Source organism: Natronococcus sp. A-GB7 (genome assembly GCF_029688865.1).
Lineage (GTDB): Archaea > Halobacteriota > Halobacteria > Halobacteriales > Natrialbaceae > Natronococcus.
Genome location: NZ_JARUKV010000003.1, coordinates 30,913 through 45,801 on the forward strand (window position 1 = coordinate 30,913; position 14,889 = coordinate 45,801).

Annotated in this window: 15 protein-coding genes; 7 read left to right on the forward strand and 8 right to left on the reverse strand. The window is 66.8% G+C overall.

The window, feature by feature from the left end:
• Nucleotides 1–97: 97 nt before the first annotated feature.
• Complete coding sequence (locus QA609_RS03550) at nucleotides 98–367, reverse strand: hypothetical protein (protein WP_278301206.1); 270 nt, start codon at nucleotides 365–367, stop codon at nucleotides 98–100.
• A gap of 262 nt (nucleotides 368–629) precedes the next feature.
• Here QA609_RS03550 and hisB point away from each other — a divergent pair, with 262 nt between their 5' ends.
• Both hisB and QA609_RS03560 read left to right on the forward strand, forming a co-directional pair.
• Nucleotides 630–1,217, forward strand: coding sequence for an imidazoleglycerol-phosphate dehydratase HisB (gene hisB / locus QA609_RS03555; protein WP_278301207.1), 588 nt, complete (start codon nucleotides 630–632; stop codon nucleotides 1,215–1,217).
• Nucleotides 1,218–1,301: 84 nt separating this feature from the next.
• Nucleotides 1,302–1,805 (forward strand): amino acid-binding protein, encoded by a 504-nt coding sequence (locus QA609_RS03560; RefSeq protein ID WP_278301208.1) that lies wholly within the window; start codon nucleotides 1,302–1,304, stop codon nucleotides 1,803–1,805.
• A 2-nt stretch (nucleotides 1,806–1,807) separates the two neighbouring features.
• On the opposite strand, the gene QA609_RS03565 is transcribed toward QA609_RS03560, so the two are convergent.
• Nucleotides 1,808–2,197 carry a hypothetical protein gene (locus QA609_RS03565; protein WP_278301209.1) on the reverse strand — a complete coding sequence of 130 codons (390 nt, stop codon included), beginning with the start codon at nucleotides 2,195–2,197 and terminating at the stop codon, nucleotides 1,808–1,810.
• 152 nt (nucleotides 2,198–2,349) lie between these two features.
• On the opposite strand from QA609_RS03565, the gene QA609_RS03570 reads away from it, so the two are divergent.
• On the forward strand, nucleotides 2,350–2,958 hold the full coding sequence (locus tag QA609_RS03570) for a YigZ family protein (protein WP_278301210.1): 609 nt from the start codon (nucleotides 2,350–2,352) through the stop codon (nucleotides 2,956–2,958).
• A gap of 5 nt (nucleotides 2,959–2,963) precedes the next feature.
• Here QA609_RS03570 and QA609_RS03575 read toward each other — a convergent pair whose 3' ends face one another.
• From QA609_RS03575 to QA609_RS03590, 4 genes are all read right to left on the reverse strand, one after another.
• On the reverse strand, nucleotides 2,964–3,836 hold the full coding sequence (locus tag QA609_RS03575) for a hypothetical protein (RefSeq protein ID WP_278301211.1): 873 nt from the start codon (nucleotides 3,834–3,836) through the stop codon (nucleotides 2,964–2,966).
• Between the two features lie 49 nt (nucleotides 3,837–3,885).
• The gene (locus QA609_RS03580; protein WP_278301212.1) at nucleotides 3,886–6,627 is read right to left on the reverse strand and encodes a TRAP transporter fused permease subunit; all 2,742 of its coding nucleotides are present in this window, start codon (nucleotides 6,625–6,627) and stop codon (nucleotides 3,886–3,888) included.
• A gap of 71 nt (nucleotides 6,628–6,698) precedes the next feature.
• The gene (locus tag QA609_RS03585) at nucleotides 6,699–7,262 is read right to left on the reverse strand and encodes a DUF1850 domain-containing protein (protein WP_278301213.1); all 564 of its coding nucleotides are present in this window, start codon (nucleotides 7,260–7,262) and stop codon (nucleotides 6,699–6,701) included.
• Between the two features lie 39 nt (nucleotides 7,263–7,301).
• Nucleotides 7,302–8,366: a TAXI family TRAP transporter solute-binding subunit gene (locus QA609_RS03590; RefSeq protein ID WP_278301214.1), complete on the reverse strand. Its 1,065-nt coding sequence runs from the start codon at nucleotides 8,364–8,366 to the stop codon at nucleotides 7,302–7,304.
• A 197-nt stretch (nucleotides 8,367–8,563) separates the two neighbouring features.
• On the opposite strand from QA609_RS03590, the gene QA609_RS03595 reads away from it, so the two are divergent.
• The 3 genes from QA609_RS03595 to QA609_RS03605 all read left to right on the forward strand — a co-directional run bounded on the left by QA609_RS03595 (nucleotide 8,564) and on the right by QA609_RS03605 (nucleotide 12,328).
• Nucleotides 8,564–10,747: a S9 family peptidase gene (locus tag QA609_RS03595; protein ID WP_278301215.1), complete on the forward strand. Its 2,184-nt coding sequence runs from the start codon at nucleotides 8,564–8,566 to the stop codon at nucleotides 10,745–10,747.
• Between the two features lie 71 nt (nucleotides 10,748–10,818).
• Complete coding sequence (locus QA609_RS03600; protein WP_278301216.1) at nucleotides 10,819–11,967, forward strand: M48 family metalloprotease; 1,149 nt, start codon at nucleotides 10,819–10,821, stop codon at nucleotides 11,965–11,967.
• A 166-nt stretch (nucleotides 11,968–12,133) separates the two neighbouring features.
• Nucleotides 12,134–12,328 carry a DUF2892 domain-containing protein gene (locus tag QA609_RS03605; RefSeq protein WP_278301217.1) on the forward strand — a complete coding sequence of 65 codons (195 nt, stop codon included), beginning with the start codon at nucleotides 12,134–12,136 and terminating at the stop codon, nucleotides 12,326–12,328.
• A 27-nt stretch (nucleotides 12,329–12,355) separates the two neighbouring features.
• Here QA609_RS03605 and upp read toward each other — a convergent pair whose 3' ends face one another.
• The gene (upp, locus tag QA609_RS03610) at nucleotides 12,356–13,033 is read right to left on the reverse strand and encodes a uracil phosphoribosyltransferase (protein ID WP_278301218.1); all 678 of its coding nucleotides are present in this window, start codon (nucleotides 13,031–13,033) and stop codon (nucleotides 12,356–12,358) included.
• Between the two features lie 145 nt (nucleotides 13,034–13,178).
• Between upp and QA609_RS03615 the strand changes: the two genes are divergently transcribed.
• Nucleotides 13,179–13,895, forward strand: a complete 717-nt coding sequence (locus tag QA609_RS03615) for a DUF5828 family protein (RefSeq protein ID WP_278301219.1) — start codon at nucleotides 13,179–13,181, stop codon at nucleotides 13,893–13,895.
• On the opposite strand, the gene QA609_RS03620 is transcribed toward QA609_RS03615, so the two are convergent.
• Nucleotides 13,892–14,887, reverse strand: a complete 996-nt coding sequence (locus QA609_RS03620) for an amino acid ABC transporter permease (RefSeq protein WP_278301220.1) — start codon at nucleotides 14,885–14,887, stop codon at nucleotides 13,892–13,894. The two genes, QA609_RS03615 and QA609_RS03620, sit on opposite strands and share 4 nt — an antisense overlap.
• Nucleotides 14,888–14,889: the final 2 nt, after the last annotated feature.

The window sequence follows — 14,889 nt, forward strand, 5'->3', positions numbered from 1 at the left end:
GACGGTGCGAGAGGGGGGTAAATAATCGGTTCGAAACGAAAACGAGATTCCGCACAGGAGTCGCTCTCGAGAGGATAGTTCCGGACGGAAGGACGGCTCAGGGCTGGTTGTGTCCGTGTCCGGCGTAGAGCGCGAGGACGTTGATGCCGAGCAACACGGAGAACGCGAGCAGGACGTTCGGATCGCCGAGACCGCGTGCGAGCAGCGGGAGGTGGACGAATGGGAGGGCGATCGCGGCCCAGAACGAGACGAACTGGGCGGGGGCTTTGACCGATCGAACGAATCGACGATGGTATCGCTCGGCCGTAGACGCGTCCGAGTCGGCAGGCGTGATCGATTCGTTCGGAAGTGGGGAGTGGTTCGACATGGCCAGGAACTACCTCTTTGTATCTCTTACATTCACCATAATCATCATATAAGCAATCGAATATTAGGTTAAGTTAGTTCTATTTTATCACTGGTACGTACTGGAAGAGACGTTTCGAAACCGTTCCAGAACTAGTTAGAAATTTTATAACCGGCTCTGCGGGATCCGATCGTGCGAACCACACGCATCCGGCGGGAGCGATCCTCGACGGTCCCCCGAGCCGAACGGAACCACCTTGTACCGGCGGCGGCATCGGTCCACCATGAGCGAGCGAACGGCGACGGTAACCCGCGAGACGAGCGAGACGACCATCGACTGCACCCTCGCGATCGACGGCAGCGGCGACGCCGACGTCGAGACGGGGATCGGCTTCTTCGATCACATGCTGACCGCGCTCGCCAAACACGGGCTGTTCGACCTCGCGGTCGACTGCGACGGCGACCTCGAGATCGACGACCACCACACCGTCGAGGACGTCGCGATCGTCGTCGGGACGGCACTCGACGAGGCGCTGGGCGACCGCACGGGGATCGTCCGGTACGCCGATCGCCGCGTCCCGCTGGACGAGGCCGTCGCAGGCGCCGTCGTCGACGTCAGCGGCCGACCCCGGTTCTACTTCGACGGCGAGTTCTCCCAGGACGCGATCGGGGAGTTCACGAGCGACATGGCCCGCCACTTCGGAGAGTCGCTCGCGATGAACGCCGGGCTGACGCTCCACCTCGAGGTCGACGGCGAGAACGCCCACCACGAGGTCGAGGCGCTGTTCAAGGCACTCGCGCGCACGCTCGACGACGCGACCCGGATCGACGACCGTCGGGAGGGGACACCGAGCACGAAGGGTGCCCTGTAACGCGGTCTCAAGACACGCGCCGAGCCGACGGCGCGCGCTGATCACCGACCCTTATACCCCGGCCCGCGTACGCCCGATACGGACATGTTCGACGAGATTATGGAGAAGTTCGAGGGGTCGCCGAGCCAGCAGGCGGTGATCCGCCTGCTGCTCGAGCGAGGGTTCTCCGTCAACGACGACGGACGGGTCGTCTCCGGCGGCATCGAAATACCGAACACGGGCATCGCACGCGAGATCGGCGTCGACCGGCGAGTCGTCGACTCGACGACCGACGTCATTCTCGAGGATCCCGAACTGCGACGGATCTTCCAGAACATCTCGCAGGTTCCCAGTCTGATGGATCTGGCGCCGGTTCTCGATCTGACGGTGCTGTCGATCGCAGTCGACGACGCCGACCAGGAAGGGATCGTCGCGACGATCACGGGGACCCTGGCCGAGTACGATATCTCGATCCGGCAGACGATCAGCGAGGACCCCGAGTTCACCGACGAACCCCGGCTCTACCTCGTCACCGATCAGGATCTGCCCGGCGAGGTGATCACCGAGATCCGCGACCTCGAGTTCGTCCGCAAGATCGAACTGCAGTGAGGTCAGATCGCCGGCTCGTGGTCCTCGAGGACGGCGCTGAGCGCGCTCGTCAGCTCCTCGAAGCGCTCCATCGACATGTTGTCGGTCGTCACCCAGACGCCGTGTGAGCCCCGAATCACACGGGTCAGGTAGCCGTTCTCGAACATCCGGATCGTCGCCTCGTACTCCCCGAGCTGGGTGTTTCGGTAGGCCGACTGGGAGTGAAAGCCGCGGCGTTCGTGTTCGGCGAAGCCGACGAGATCGGCGGTTTGGTCGAGATCCGACCGCAGGTACACCTGCTCGACGTCGTCCTCGGTGAGGTAAGTGATGCTGCGGAGTTCGTCGCCGACGGTGGTTCGGCAGGCGCTGCGAAGCTCGTCGGCGAACGTCTCGTCGATGACAGTATCGTTCATGGGGTCACAGACCGTACCGAGGACCAATAACGTAGCGGATCCGGCACCGACCGGCGCGGCGACCGACGGGCTCTTTTTGGTCACATGCGTACGGCCCCCATGATCGATCCGGGGCAGGGCCAGGGCCGGGAACGGGGACGGAGTGGTCCCGCGTGAGCGAGACGTATCGAACCGTCGCCGACGCCGCGACGGCGACGTTCGTCGTCCAGGGGTCGGAGTTCCTCGGCCACGTCCGCCCCGTCGACTCTGTCGACGCCGCCGAGGCGTTCGTCGACCGCGTCGCCGCGGAGTACGACGACGCGACCCACAACGTCCCCGCCTACCGTGTGCGGGCCGACTCCGACGGGGAGTTCCTCCGGGAGTACTCGAGCGACGACGGCGAGCCTTCGGGATCGGCCGGCAAGCCGGCCCTGAACGTCCTCGCCCAACAAGAACTCGAGAACTGCGCGGTCGTCGTCACCCGTTACTACGGCGGGACGAACCTCGGCGTCGGCGGGCTCGTGCGAGCCTACTCCCGGGCGGTGAAAGAGGCCGTCGAGACGGCGGGGATCGTCGAACAGCGGCCACACGAACGGGTGACGGTCACCGTCGAGTACGACGACTCCGGAACCGTTCGCAGTATCCTCGAGAGCGAGGCCCTCGAGTTCGACGCCGACTACGAGGCCGAGGTCAGCTTCGAGGTTCGGGTTCCGGTCGCAGAGGCCGAGGCGCTCCGGGACCGACTCCGGAGCGCGACCAGCGGGCGGGTCGCCCTCGAATAGCCGGATTACGGTACGGACCGAGCGTCCGCGCCCGCGGCTTCGAAGGTTCGCTCGATCGTCTCCCGGACGGCCTCGAGTTCGTCGAGTTCCGAGCGCTCGAGGCGGACGTCGAACAGCCTGCGATCGAGGACGAGTTCGTCCTCGTGGAGCCGAACGTGGGCGACCTCGTCCCAGGGGACGAACGTCTTCGTGAACGGGCGATGCTTGACGAACCCGTTCTCGTAGACCCGGATTTCGGGGTCGGCGCCCCACGGCGTCTGCCACCGGCCCTCGATAGCACCAGCGACGATCCAGCCTGCCGCGATCAGCAGCCAGACCACGGTGGCCGACCAGTTTCCGCCGACGGCGTTGATGAACGCGATGGACAGCCAGCCGAGCGCGACGAGCGTATCGACCTTGCCGCCGTTCGGCGGCGTCCACTCCCAGGTACCAATCGGCTCGTCACCGGTTACTGCCTCCACGTACTCGGTCCGGGCGATACCGCCGAGGACGTACCCGAGCACGAGAACGGTAAGGGACGACCCGGTCGCGACGAGTGGCGAGGCGACCGGCGACCACGACGAGGCGACGGCCGCCGCGCCGAGCAGGCCCGGAATCCCGGGCAGGTACAATAGCGCGCGACGGCGCCGGTTCCGGCCGAGGCGGATCGCGAGGTCGTCGTCGAGTCGCGCGACGACGATTCCCAGGAGTATCCCGGTCACGAGGCCGCCGACGAAAACCCCGACGAGGACGGCGTTCGAAACCTGCTGGGTCGCAGCCACCGAGGCCGCGACGCCGCCGACGAGGACGCCGACGTAGAGCCCGAGCGCGATTCGAAACGCGGTGCTCGAGGAGGTGACGGCGTCCTCGTCGGCGATCGACACGCTCGGGTCGGTCATACGACGACCTACGTCGGATAGATTAAAATACTGACGGGATCGTCCCGGATCAGGCGTCGCCGGCTGCCGGCGCGGACGGCGTGGTGTCGGCTTCCTCGAGATCGGCCCGCGAGCGGTTGCGGTAGGTCAACACCGCGAGCATCGCCAGGCCGACGCCACGGAGCGAGGCGGTGATCTCGAAGATCGTCAGCGCCGAGGGGATACCCGCAAACGCGAGGACGGCCTCCGTGAGCAACAGCGGGATCTCGGGCACCATCAGCAGGATCGACGAGATCGAGTACAGCGCGCGGTTCGTCGAAGTGACCTCGGTGTACTGGTAGCCGATGATCGTCACGCCGAGTGCGTAGACCCCGACGAACATCCCGAGGACGGGGATCACCACGTCCGGGACGATGTAGCTCACGTCGGTGACGTCCGCCCAGCCCATGACCTCGCCGTCCCGCAGGAGCAAGATTCCCGGCGAGAAGACGAAGGCGAACGGCACCAACACCTTGTTCAGCGAGAGCAGGAACGCGGTCACCGCCGTCTGCATCTCCTCGGCTTTCGCGACGCCGGCGCCGGCGAAGGCGGCGACCGCGACCGGCGGGGTGACGTCGGCCATCAGCCCCCAGTAGAGGACGAACAGGTGCGCGGCCAGCACGATGACGCCGGCATCGACCAGCGGTGCCTCGAGCATCGCAACGAGGATGATGTACATCGCGGTCGTCGGCATCCCCATCCCGAAGATGATCGAGGCGATGCCGGTCAGCATCAACAGGACGAGCATCGAGTCGCCGCTGATGGCGCTGATGAGCGCCGCCAGGTTCGGCCCCAGACCGGAGACGCTGATGACCCCGGGGACGACGCCCGCCGCGGCGACGGCGACGACGACGGTGGTAGCGGTCCGGGCACCGGAGTCCATCGACTTCAGGACGAACGCGCCGAACCGGTAGGCGTTGTTGCTCGCAAGCGTCGGTCGGTCGATTTTCTCCGCGGCCCCTCTCGCGGCGTCGTCGACCGCGTCGTCGAACTCCAGCAACGGCGCGTCGCCGCGAGGCTGGAGCAGGATGAACACGACGCTCACGAGGATCGCGATGACGCCAAGGTCGGAAGCCGCGGCGTTGATGGCGGCGGCGGCCGACAGCGGCTCGCCGGTCGCCTCGAGTCCGGCAACCGCCTGGATCGCGTCGACGAGACCGGCGCCGACGGCCGCGTACGCACCGGCGTGAGCGGCGAAGAGAGCCGTAATCGTCGCGAGCAGCGGGACGCGGGTCCGCTCGTTGTAGGCGGCGACGACCGCGAGCAACGCGATCACGGCGACGATCGTGAACCAGCCGGCACGGTTGATCGAGTACCGGGCGATGATGAGGTAGTACAGCAGCAGGACGATCGGGATCAGGTAGAACCAGCCGCTTCGAAGCGCGCTTCTCACCGCGGGGAGCTCCGAGCGGGGGAGGCCGCCGATCCCGCCTCTGACGGCCTCGAAGTGGACCATTACCCACATCCCGAAGAAGAATGCGAGCGCTGGCAGGGTTGCAGCGATGATCACGTCGGCGTACGGTGTCCCCGTGAACTCGACGATGAGGAAGGCGGCAGCCCCCATTACGGGTGGGAGCATCTGCCCGCCCGAGGACGAGGACGACTCGACGGCGCCGGAGAACTCCGGCGAGTAGCCCGAGCGCTTCATCAGCGGGATCGTGAACGCCCCGGTCGTCACCGTGTTCGCGATCGACGAGCCCGAAAGCATCCCCATGAAACCGCTGGAGACGACGCTCGCCTTCGCGGGGCCACCCTGGCGGGTGCCTGTCGCGGAGTAGGCCAGGTCGATAAACCACCTGCCCGCACCGCTCATCTCGAGGAACGCTCCGAACAGGATGAAGATGTAAATGAACCGGACGCTGACGGAGACGGGCTGGCTGTGGACGCCCGCCTCGACGGTGTACCAGAGGTTGTACATGATGTTCCCCCAGGTGTCCGGCTGAATGGTCAGCGCGCCGATCGCGGAATCGCGTGGGATGAGGTATCCCCACCGGGCGTAGACGATGAACGTCGCCACGAGCGACGCCAGCAGGAGCCCGAGGGCGCGTCGGGTCGCCTCGAGAACGAGCAGCATACCGAGGATAGAGAGGACGAACGCGGCCGAGACGTCGGCGAACGGAGCGCCGGCGTCGACGAGCGCGGCGCCGATGTCGACGTCGATCCCGGCGACTGCCAGCAGCCACTCGATCGCCTCGAACGGCGGAAACACCTCGTAGAGCGACTGCGTTCCCTCGAACCGGTGAACCCCGATCGTTCGGATCTCGTCGAAGTGGCTCGCGATGTAGTAGGCGGGCCAGAGCGAAAGCAGTGCCAGGAGAACGTCGACCGGTGCGATCCGACGCATGTTCGGGTCGACCGCCGCCCAGCGGGTGAACCCGGCCGCGCGAGCGGTTGCACCGGTGAGTGCGTGATCGTCGCCGAACCGTCGTCTGACTGCCGGTTCGACCCGACCGAGACGACGGGCGAGGAATCCCTCGCCGCGGCTCGCCGGGAACAACAGGAAGGCAAGCACCAGTGCGAACGCGACGTGGATCGCGTTCACCTGGAGCTGCTGGAGCCCGGCGAGTCGGACCTCTCCGACGATCGGTAGCGTCGCGCCGAAAACGTACCCCCGGGCGGCGATCCACATCTGGAACGCCGAAAACGAGATCGCGATCAGTCCGACGATGACGACGGCGAGCCCGCGGTGGGTTCGTCGCCGCTCGACCTCCTCCATCAGTTCCTGCTGCTCTTCCTCGCTTAGCGTCTCGTCGTCTCGAGTGTCGATGCTCATACGTGCCTCCCGTTCACGCTCCCCTCAGACGTGCGCATACTATCTGTGCTGATACTCCTGTTCCGGTCGGTTTAATCAGTCGATTTGTGCTCGAGCGAACTCCCCCGCGGCTGCGGTGTGACGACCGACGACAGTCGATCGGCCGCGAACGCGTCTCCGGCCGTCCGATCGGTCAGAAACAGGACAACGCCGCCGTCGGCGATCCCGACGAGATCGTACCGATCGTCGCCGACGACCAGTTCGTGGCCGGCGATCGAACCGGGAACGACGTACAGCTCGTCGTGGCGACTGGTTCCGTCGACGACGTACCCCTCGTCGGTGCGCGTAACGTCGGTCGGTAACCCCGCCCCGAAGGAGTGAAACACCGACTTCACGGCTCGGAGCTCGTCGCCGTCGACAGCGTACACGTCCTCGACCGGCGTTCGCTCGACGCTGTGAGTGTACTCGAGGGTCACTCGCTCGCCGTCGTCGACCGGGAGCTCGAGCAGTCGCTCCTCGGTAGCGGCGTCGGCAACGACGAGCGTCCGGTCGGCAGTCGCCGACGAAATCGTCACGGCGGACGCTCCGAACAGTGCGAAGGCGGACGCGACGAGTCGACGTCTGGTCAGTTTCACGGTAGTCGGGTGGCGGTCCATCGAGGGATCTCGACGTCGAGACCGATCCGCGTCGGTCCCTTACTCCTCGGCGTCGCCGAAGTACGCCTCGGCGCCGGGATGGAGATCGATCGGCATCCCGTCCTGGGCGGATTCGACGTCGATGAAGTCGGCCTGGGTGGTGAACTGATCGGTGTTGTCGAAGATCGCCGTCGTGACGTCCTCGACGATCTCGTCGTCCATCCCGTCGTGGGTGGCGATCATCGCCTGGACCGAAACCGTCTCCACGTCGTCGTCGACGCCGTCGTACGTTCCGCCGGGGATCGTGTCCTCGGCGAGCCACTCGGCCTCGTTCATGAGGTCCTCGCGAAGGTCCTCCTCGACCTCGACGAACGCGATATCCTGATTCACCGCGAGGTCCTCGATCGCGCCGAGAGGCCACCCGCCTACGGTGACCGCGGCGTCGACGTCGCCGTCGCCGATCTGGTCGGCCGCCGTCCCGAAGTCGGTGTTTTGCTCGTCGAAGTCCTCGACGCCCGCGGTCTCGAGGATCTGCAGGGCGTTGACCTGCGTCCCGCTGCCGACGTCGCCGGTGTTGACCGAGGCCCCCTCGAGATCCTCGACGGTTTCGATGCCCGAGTCGGCCTGGGTGACGATGTGAATCGTCTCCGGGTACAGCGAGGCGATCCCGCGGAGGTTCTCGACGGGTTCGCCCTCGAACTCCTCGATGCCGGTGCCGTTGAACGCGAAGTAGGCGATGTCGTTCTGAATCAGCGCGAAGTCGGCCTCCTCCCGCTGGAGACTGCCGACGTTCTCGACGCTCGCGCCGGTCGACTGCACCTGGATGCCGTGTGGCGAGTGCTCCTCGACGATGGACTTCACGTCACCCGACAGCGGGTAGTACGTCCCCTCGGTACCGCCCGCGTGCCAGGAGAGGACCTCCCCACCTTCGTCCGGTTCCGCCTCGCCGAAGTCTTCCTCCTCGCCGTTGGCGTCGTCGTCGCCGTTGGCGTCGTCGTCGCCATTGGCATCGTCGTCGCCGTTGGCCTCCTCTTCGGCGTCTTCGCCGATACAACCGGCGAAACCCACGATTCCAGCAGCCCCACCGAGCGCAATGAACTTGCGCCGCTTGATATGTCGAACCATACGGCACTATATATTGTGTGATTCGTTAATAGCTGCTTCGGATTTTTTCCGCTAGTCAGTACGAAAACATATATATTAAAAGGAGTCTTCCCGGCTCATCGAAGTCCGGGCGGGCTGTCGAGAAATCCAGGCCGGTCGATCGACCGAAGTCGGTTACGAATCGAAATACTTTCACGGATTCCACGGTGCCTGTTGGCATGAACCGGATCGAGGCGGCTGACTACCACGACCTCGTACAGCCCGCAGATCCCCGACTCTCGCCGGGGGGAGACCGCGTCGCGTTCGTCCGTCGGACGCCGGAGGACGAGGAGACGACCGAGGCGACGATTCACGTCGTTCCCGTCGGTGGCGACGAACCGCGACAGTTCACCGCGGCCGACGGCGTCGACGGCCAGCCCCGCTGGAGCCCCGACGGCGACCGACTCGCGTTCGTCAGCACGCGCGGCGAGGGCGACCGACAACAGCTGTGGCTCCTGCCGACCGACGGCGGCGAGGCTCGGCGTCTCACGGGTGTCGTCGGCGGAGTCGGCGACCTCGAGTGGAGCCCCGACGGCTCCCGGTTGCTCTTTGCCCAGCAGGTTAGCGAGGGCGACCGCGAAGAGGGGCGCGACGTCGCGGTCGATCCCGACTACGAACCTGAGACACCCGACCCGCGCGTGATCGATCGGATGATCTACCGCGCCGGAACGGAGTACATGGACGGACGCCGGAGCCACGTCTACGTCCTCGACGTCGAGGCGGCCCTCGAGGGTGGCGTCGATCACGGAGACGACGACGCGGGCGCGGCGATCACCCGGCTTACCGACGGCGACGCCGACTACGTCGGCCCGACGTGGGGCGACTCCGAAACCGTCTACTACGCGACGAAAGCGGGCGAACAGCCCGACGATTCGGTGACGTACGACCTCCTCGAGCACGAGCTCGGAACCGACGAGCGCACCGAATTCACGCAGACGACGGGCTGGATCAGCGGGCTCGAGGCGACGGCCGACGGCCGGGTCGCCTTCGAGTACACCGACGAGGAACGGCTGACGCTCGGGCAGACCGAACTCCGCGTCCACGACCGCTCGAGCGGGACCGAGACGACGCCGACGGAGCTGCTCGATCGGACGATCGGTCACAACTCGGCGTTCGAGTGGGACCCTGAGGGCGAGTCGCTGTACTTCACGACGCCGGACGAGGGGTCGCGGGTGCTCTGGTCGGTTCCCGGCGACGGGAGCGAGGAGCCGACCCGCGTCTACGGCGAGGGCGTCACCGTCGAGTCGTTCTCGGTTGGGACTGACGCCGTCGCCGTCGCCCAAAGCGAGTGGGACCACCCTGGCGATCTGTTCCTCACGACCCGCGGCGGCGCCGAGACGGTCAGACTGACCAGGGTCAACCACGAGTACCTCTCGGATCGGGCCGTCCGCCAGCCAGAGGAGGTGTGGTTCGAGAGCGACGGACACGAGATCCAGGGCTGGCTGCTCACGCCGCCGGAGTTCGGCGGCGAGGGACAGCGCGCCTCGGAAGCGTCGAGCGAGCAGGGCTCGCGAGGCCCCGACGAGACCTACCCGCTGGTCGTCGAGATCCACGGCGGTCCCCACTCCCAGTGGACGACGTCAGGGACGATGTGGCACGAGTTCCAGACCCTGGCCGCGCGGGGGTACGTCGTCTTCTGGTCGAACCCGCGAGGGTCGACGGGCTACGGCGAAGCCCACGCGAGCGCCATCGAGCGCGACTGGGGCGACGTCACGCTGACCGACGTGCTCGCGGGCGTCGACGTCGTCTGCGAGCGCGACTACATCGACGAGGACGAGCTGTACGTCACCGGCGGGAGCTTCGGCGGGTTCATGACCGCCTGGACGGTCGGACAGAGCGACCGCTTCAGGGCTGCGGTCTCCCAGCGCGGCGTGTACGATCTCTCCAGCTTCTACGGCTCGACGGACGCGTTCAAGCTCATCGAGGGCGATTTCGGGACGACCCCCTGGGAGGAGCCGGAGTTCCTCTGGGAACGATCACCCGTCGCCCACGTCCCGAACGTCGAGACCCCGACGCTCGTGCTCCACTCCGATCGGGACTACCGGACCCCCGCGAACACCGCCGAGCTGTTCTATCTCGGCCTGCAGAAACACGGCGTCGACACGCGGCTCGTCCGCTACCCCCGCGAGGGCCACGAGCTCTCCCGCAGCGGCGAGCCGGGCCACGTCGTCGACCGCATCGAACGCATCGTCCGCTGGTTCGACGGCTACTCCACCTACAGCGAAGCACCGCTGGCCCTCGAGCGCGAGCGCGACGACGGACTCTCGAGCGCGATGGACGAGACCGAAGGCGACGAGAGCGAGGGGGACGGCAACGATGGCGGCGAGAGCGAGACGGAAGACGCGGGCGGGACCGACGAGTAGCGCTCGAGCGTCGCGCGCTCGAGGTGACAACCGCCGAAACAGTATTGACGAACAGAGAGAAATGTCGGAACATGCCGCTCCCGCCCGACCGACGGCTCCAGCTTCGAGTCCTCGGCGCGCTCGCGCTGGTGGTTGCCGTCAACGGCGTCGTGCTCGCGGCGCTGGCCTGGATCGGGAGCCGCGCGCTCGCCGTCAGCGGGCGGTCGGTGTCGATCGAGCTCGGCCTCCCGCTTTCGGTCGGGGCGGTGCTTCTCGGCGCGATCGGACTCGTCGTCACGCAGGCGCGGTACGGCTCGCGGACGGCCGTCGCCGGGCTCGGTCTCGAGGACGTCGACGGCGACGGACCGCGAAACGTCGCGAGCAGAGTCCGACGGCTGGCGGTCCAGGCCGACGTCCCGGCTCCATCGGTGGCCGTCGCCGACCGCCCCGAACCGGGCTGTCTGACCGTTGGCCCCCAGCGCTCGCCGACGATCGTCCTCACGACGGGACTGCTCAAGGAGCTCGACGACGACGAACTCGGGGCCGCGCTGGCCCACGAGGTCGCCCACGTCGCCAACCGTGACCTCCCGGTCGTCACCGCCGTCGCCGCGACCGTCGCGATCGGCGACCGACTGCTCGAGCGCGAGCGCCTGCTGCGGCGGGTTCTCGAGAACACGGCGACGATCGCCCTCGTCACCGGGATCGGCGTTATTGTCTTCGCGGTCCCGATTCTCGTGCTCGGCCTGTGTTACCTCGTCGTGAGCGCGGTCGCACGCGCGGTACTCGGGATGAACGCGATCGCGCTCGGACTCTTCTCGCGGACCCGCGAGTACGCCGCTGACCGCGGAGCGAGTCGGTTGACCGGCGATCCGGGGGCGCTGGCGAGCGCGCTCGAGACCCTCGAGGACGACGAGTTGCGTCCCCGGCGGGATGTGCGGGTGCACGCCAGTGCGACCCTCGGGATCGTCCCGCAGCCGCTGGGGATCGAGATCGCCGACCCTGACGACGGGGAAGAGAGCTGGGTCGAGCGATACCTCCCGCCGGTCTCGCTCGAGCGAATCGGCGAACCGGGCCCCTTCGAACGGGCGCTGGCGTGGATCGGCAGGTCGATTTACGCGGGGGCGATCGAGCCGGTACTGCGGGCGGTTCGTCGGCTCCTGGGCTGGCGGCCCTCGACGCATCCGTCGACCGAGGCGCGGATCGGTCGGCTGCGAACGTTCGAGCGACGACGACGCGAGTAACAGTCGGTTCAGCCGAATCGAGCGACGAACAACCGGCGCACCGAGAACACTTCGGGACCGTTTCGACTCGAGATCGACAGCTCGAATCGCCCGACGTAGCGAGGGTTCGACCGGAAACGGAGGGGTCAGGGGACAGAGTGACGTGCGTGGCGTTCCTTCCCCGCGTATGAATCCGAACGTCGGCGGAGTCGACCGCCTGCTGCGCGTCGTCGTCGGAATCGCTCTGCTAACTTTCGGTTACCGCAACCGCGACCGAACGCTCGGAACGCTGGCATTCGTCGCCGGTAGCGACGTTTTCGCGACCGCGATCATCCAGCGCTGTCCCGCCAACGAGCTGCTCGCGCTCGACACCTGTCGCTAGCTCGCTCGAGCGCCGCTGCTCGAACGGCTACGTCGTCCGGAACGCCCGGTCGCCGGCGTCGCCCAGCCCGGGGACGATGAAGCCGCGACCGTCGAGTCGGTCGTCGATCGAGACCGTCAGCAGGTCGGCCTCGGGGTGGGTCTCGTCGACCCGAAGCAGGCCCTCCGGCGCGGAGACCGCAGAGAGGACGATCAGGTTCTCGGGCTCGGGTGAGTTCTCGATAACGTGCTCCAGAACGGTACACATCGTGCTCCCGGTCGCGAGCATCGGATCGGCGATGATCACCGTGTCCTCCTCGTGGATCTCGGGCAGTTTGACGTAGTCGACCGTGATCGGGAACGAGCCGTCCTCGTCGCGGCCGGCCTCCTCGTCGCGGCTCGCGCTGATGACGCCCTGACGCGCGCGGGGGAACGCCTTTAGCAGTCCCTCGACGAACGGCGTCGCCGCGCGCAGGACGTTGATGATGACGACGTCGTCGAGTCCGCGGACCTGTTCGCCCATCGTCGGCTCCAGGGGCGTCTCGATCTCGACGTACTCGGTCTCCATCCGGCCGTCGATGATCTCGTAGCCACAGATCCGGCCGAGTTTGACCAGTCCCTTCCGGAAGCTGACCTGCTCGGTTTCGACGTCCCGAAGCTGCGAGAGCGTGTGTTTCGCGAGCGCGTGCGTGATCAGGTGTGCGTCCTCCCGGTCTTCGATCGTCATTACTCGAACAGGCACGCGCCGGCACTTTCACGGTGTCGGTCCGTCTCGACGGGCGAGCGCGGCACGTGCCAGCAACTCACGAGAGTGGCGATCTCACGCAGCGACGAAACTTATGTCGGTCCAACGCATAGCAGCGCGCAGCCGAATGGAAGAGAGCATCTCGGGATTCAAAGTTCGCGGCGATTGGGGAGACGTCGTCGAGCACGGCGAGCGGATCACGCGCGCGCTCCGGAAGGCAGGCGTCCACGACCCCGACCACGACTACGGCGCCAGCTTCGCTCGCGCCTTCGAGGAGTGGGACGAGTGGCGCCCGAAGGCTCACGAGACCCTCGAGCGGGACGTCAGCGAGAAGACGGCCGATCAGGCCAGCGTCGAGGAGGGGAAAGGCGAGCGCGCGGGCAAGGAGCCCGACGAGGACATCAAGACCGCCGGCGAGAAGCTGTCCAAATCGTACGAACACTTGGAGAAGGACGACGCCGACGCCGCGGTCGACGACTGGAAGGAGTCGATCGACTACGTGGCGCGCGCGGCCGACTCGGCGAGCCGAAAGGCGCTCCGTCGGGTTGAGGACACGGTCTACCAGAACGTGATGACCCAGCTCGCCCCGTACTACTTCGACAACGAACTCATCAGCGCGAACATCCAGCAGTCGACCCGCGGCGAGGGCGAGCAGTTCATCTTCGAGGTCAACGTCAACGACGACGTCCTGAAGGAGGACGTCTCCAGCCAGCTCAGCGAGTTCGAGGACGCGATCGATCGCTGGCACGTCGAGGTCGAAAAGGACACGGAGGCCGCGGAGGCGATCGAGGGCGCCGAACCGCCGCCGGAGCCCACGGACAACTCGAAGTCCACGACGAACTAACCCTGCTGGCGACCCTCCGCCTGTCCGATCCCCGGAACCGCGACCCGGCGTTCGACACGGGTCATCAGATTCGTCGCCGACAACACGATACCGAGGTAGACCAGCGCCAGCAGCGTGAAGATCGGCGTGTACTCGAACGTCGAGGAAGCGATCCGGCTGGCCCGGTAGTAGAGTTCGGGTACCGTAATGAAACCCGCCAGCGAGGAGTACTTGATCAGATAGACCAGTTCGTTCGTCCAGGCCGGGATCGCGTACCGTAGCGTCTGTGGGAGGACGACGTGGCGGATCCCCTCGAGCTTCGAGAGGCCGATCGCCCGCGCGGCGGTGAGCTGGCCCTCGTCGACGCTCTCGAGTGCCCCGCGGATGTACTCGGCCTGGTAGGCCGAGCCGTTGATCGTGAAGCCGATGATCGCGATCCAGAACGCGTAGTCGGGGACGAACCCCTCGCCGACGACGGGAGCGTCGTTGAGCCACAGCGCCAGGTAGGGCGTGTAGTAGAGCACGAACAGCTGGGCCAACAGCGGCGTTCCCCGAATCAGCTCGGTGTAGGCGAGCGCGAGCCAGCGGAACGGCCCGCCATAGACCCGGAGGACGGCCATCGGCACGGCGATGAAGAAGCCGAGCACGATCGCGACCGTCGTCAGGACGATCGTGTACCACGCGCCGGTCGCAAGCGCGGGCGCGATGTCGATCGCCAGCGCGATCCCGTCGGCGAGGGTCGCGAGCGGATCGACCGGAATCCTGACCGGACCCAGGGCGACGACCGATCCCTCGAGGGCGTCCGCGACCCCCTCGAGCGGGGCCGGCGAGAGGAAGTTCTCGCCCGCACCGGGACCGATCTCCCAGCGTCCGAGCGTCCAGTCGTAGAGCCAGCGCGTGACCAGCCACCCCCAGAAGGCGATCCCGACGACGACCATCGCGACCCGCCCGAGGTCGTCGGTCGACTCCCGGAGCCGGCCGGTGTCGATTCCCAGGGCGTCGGCAACGCTCATGG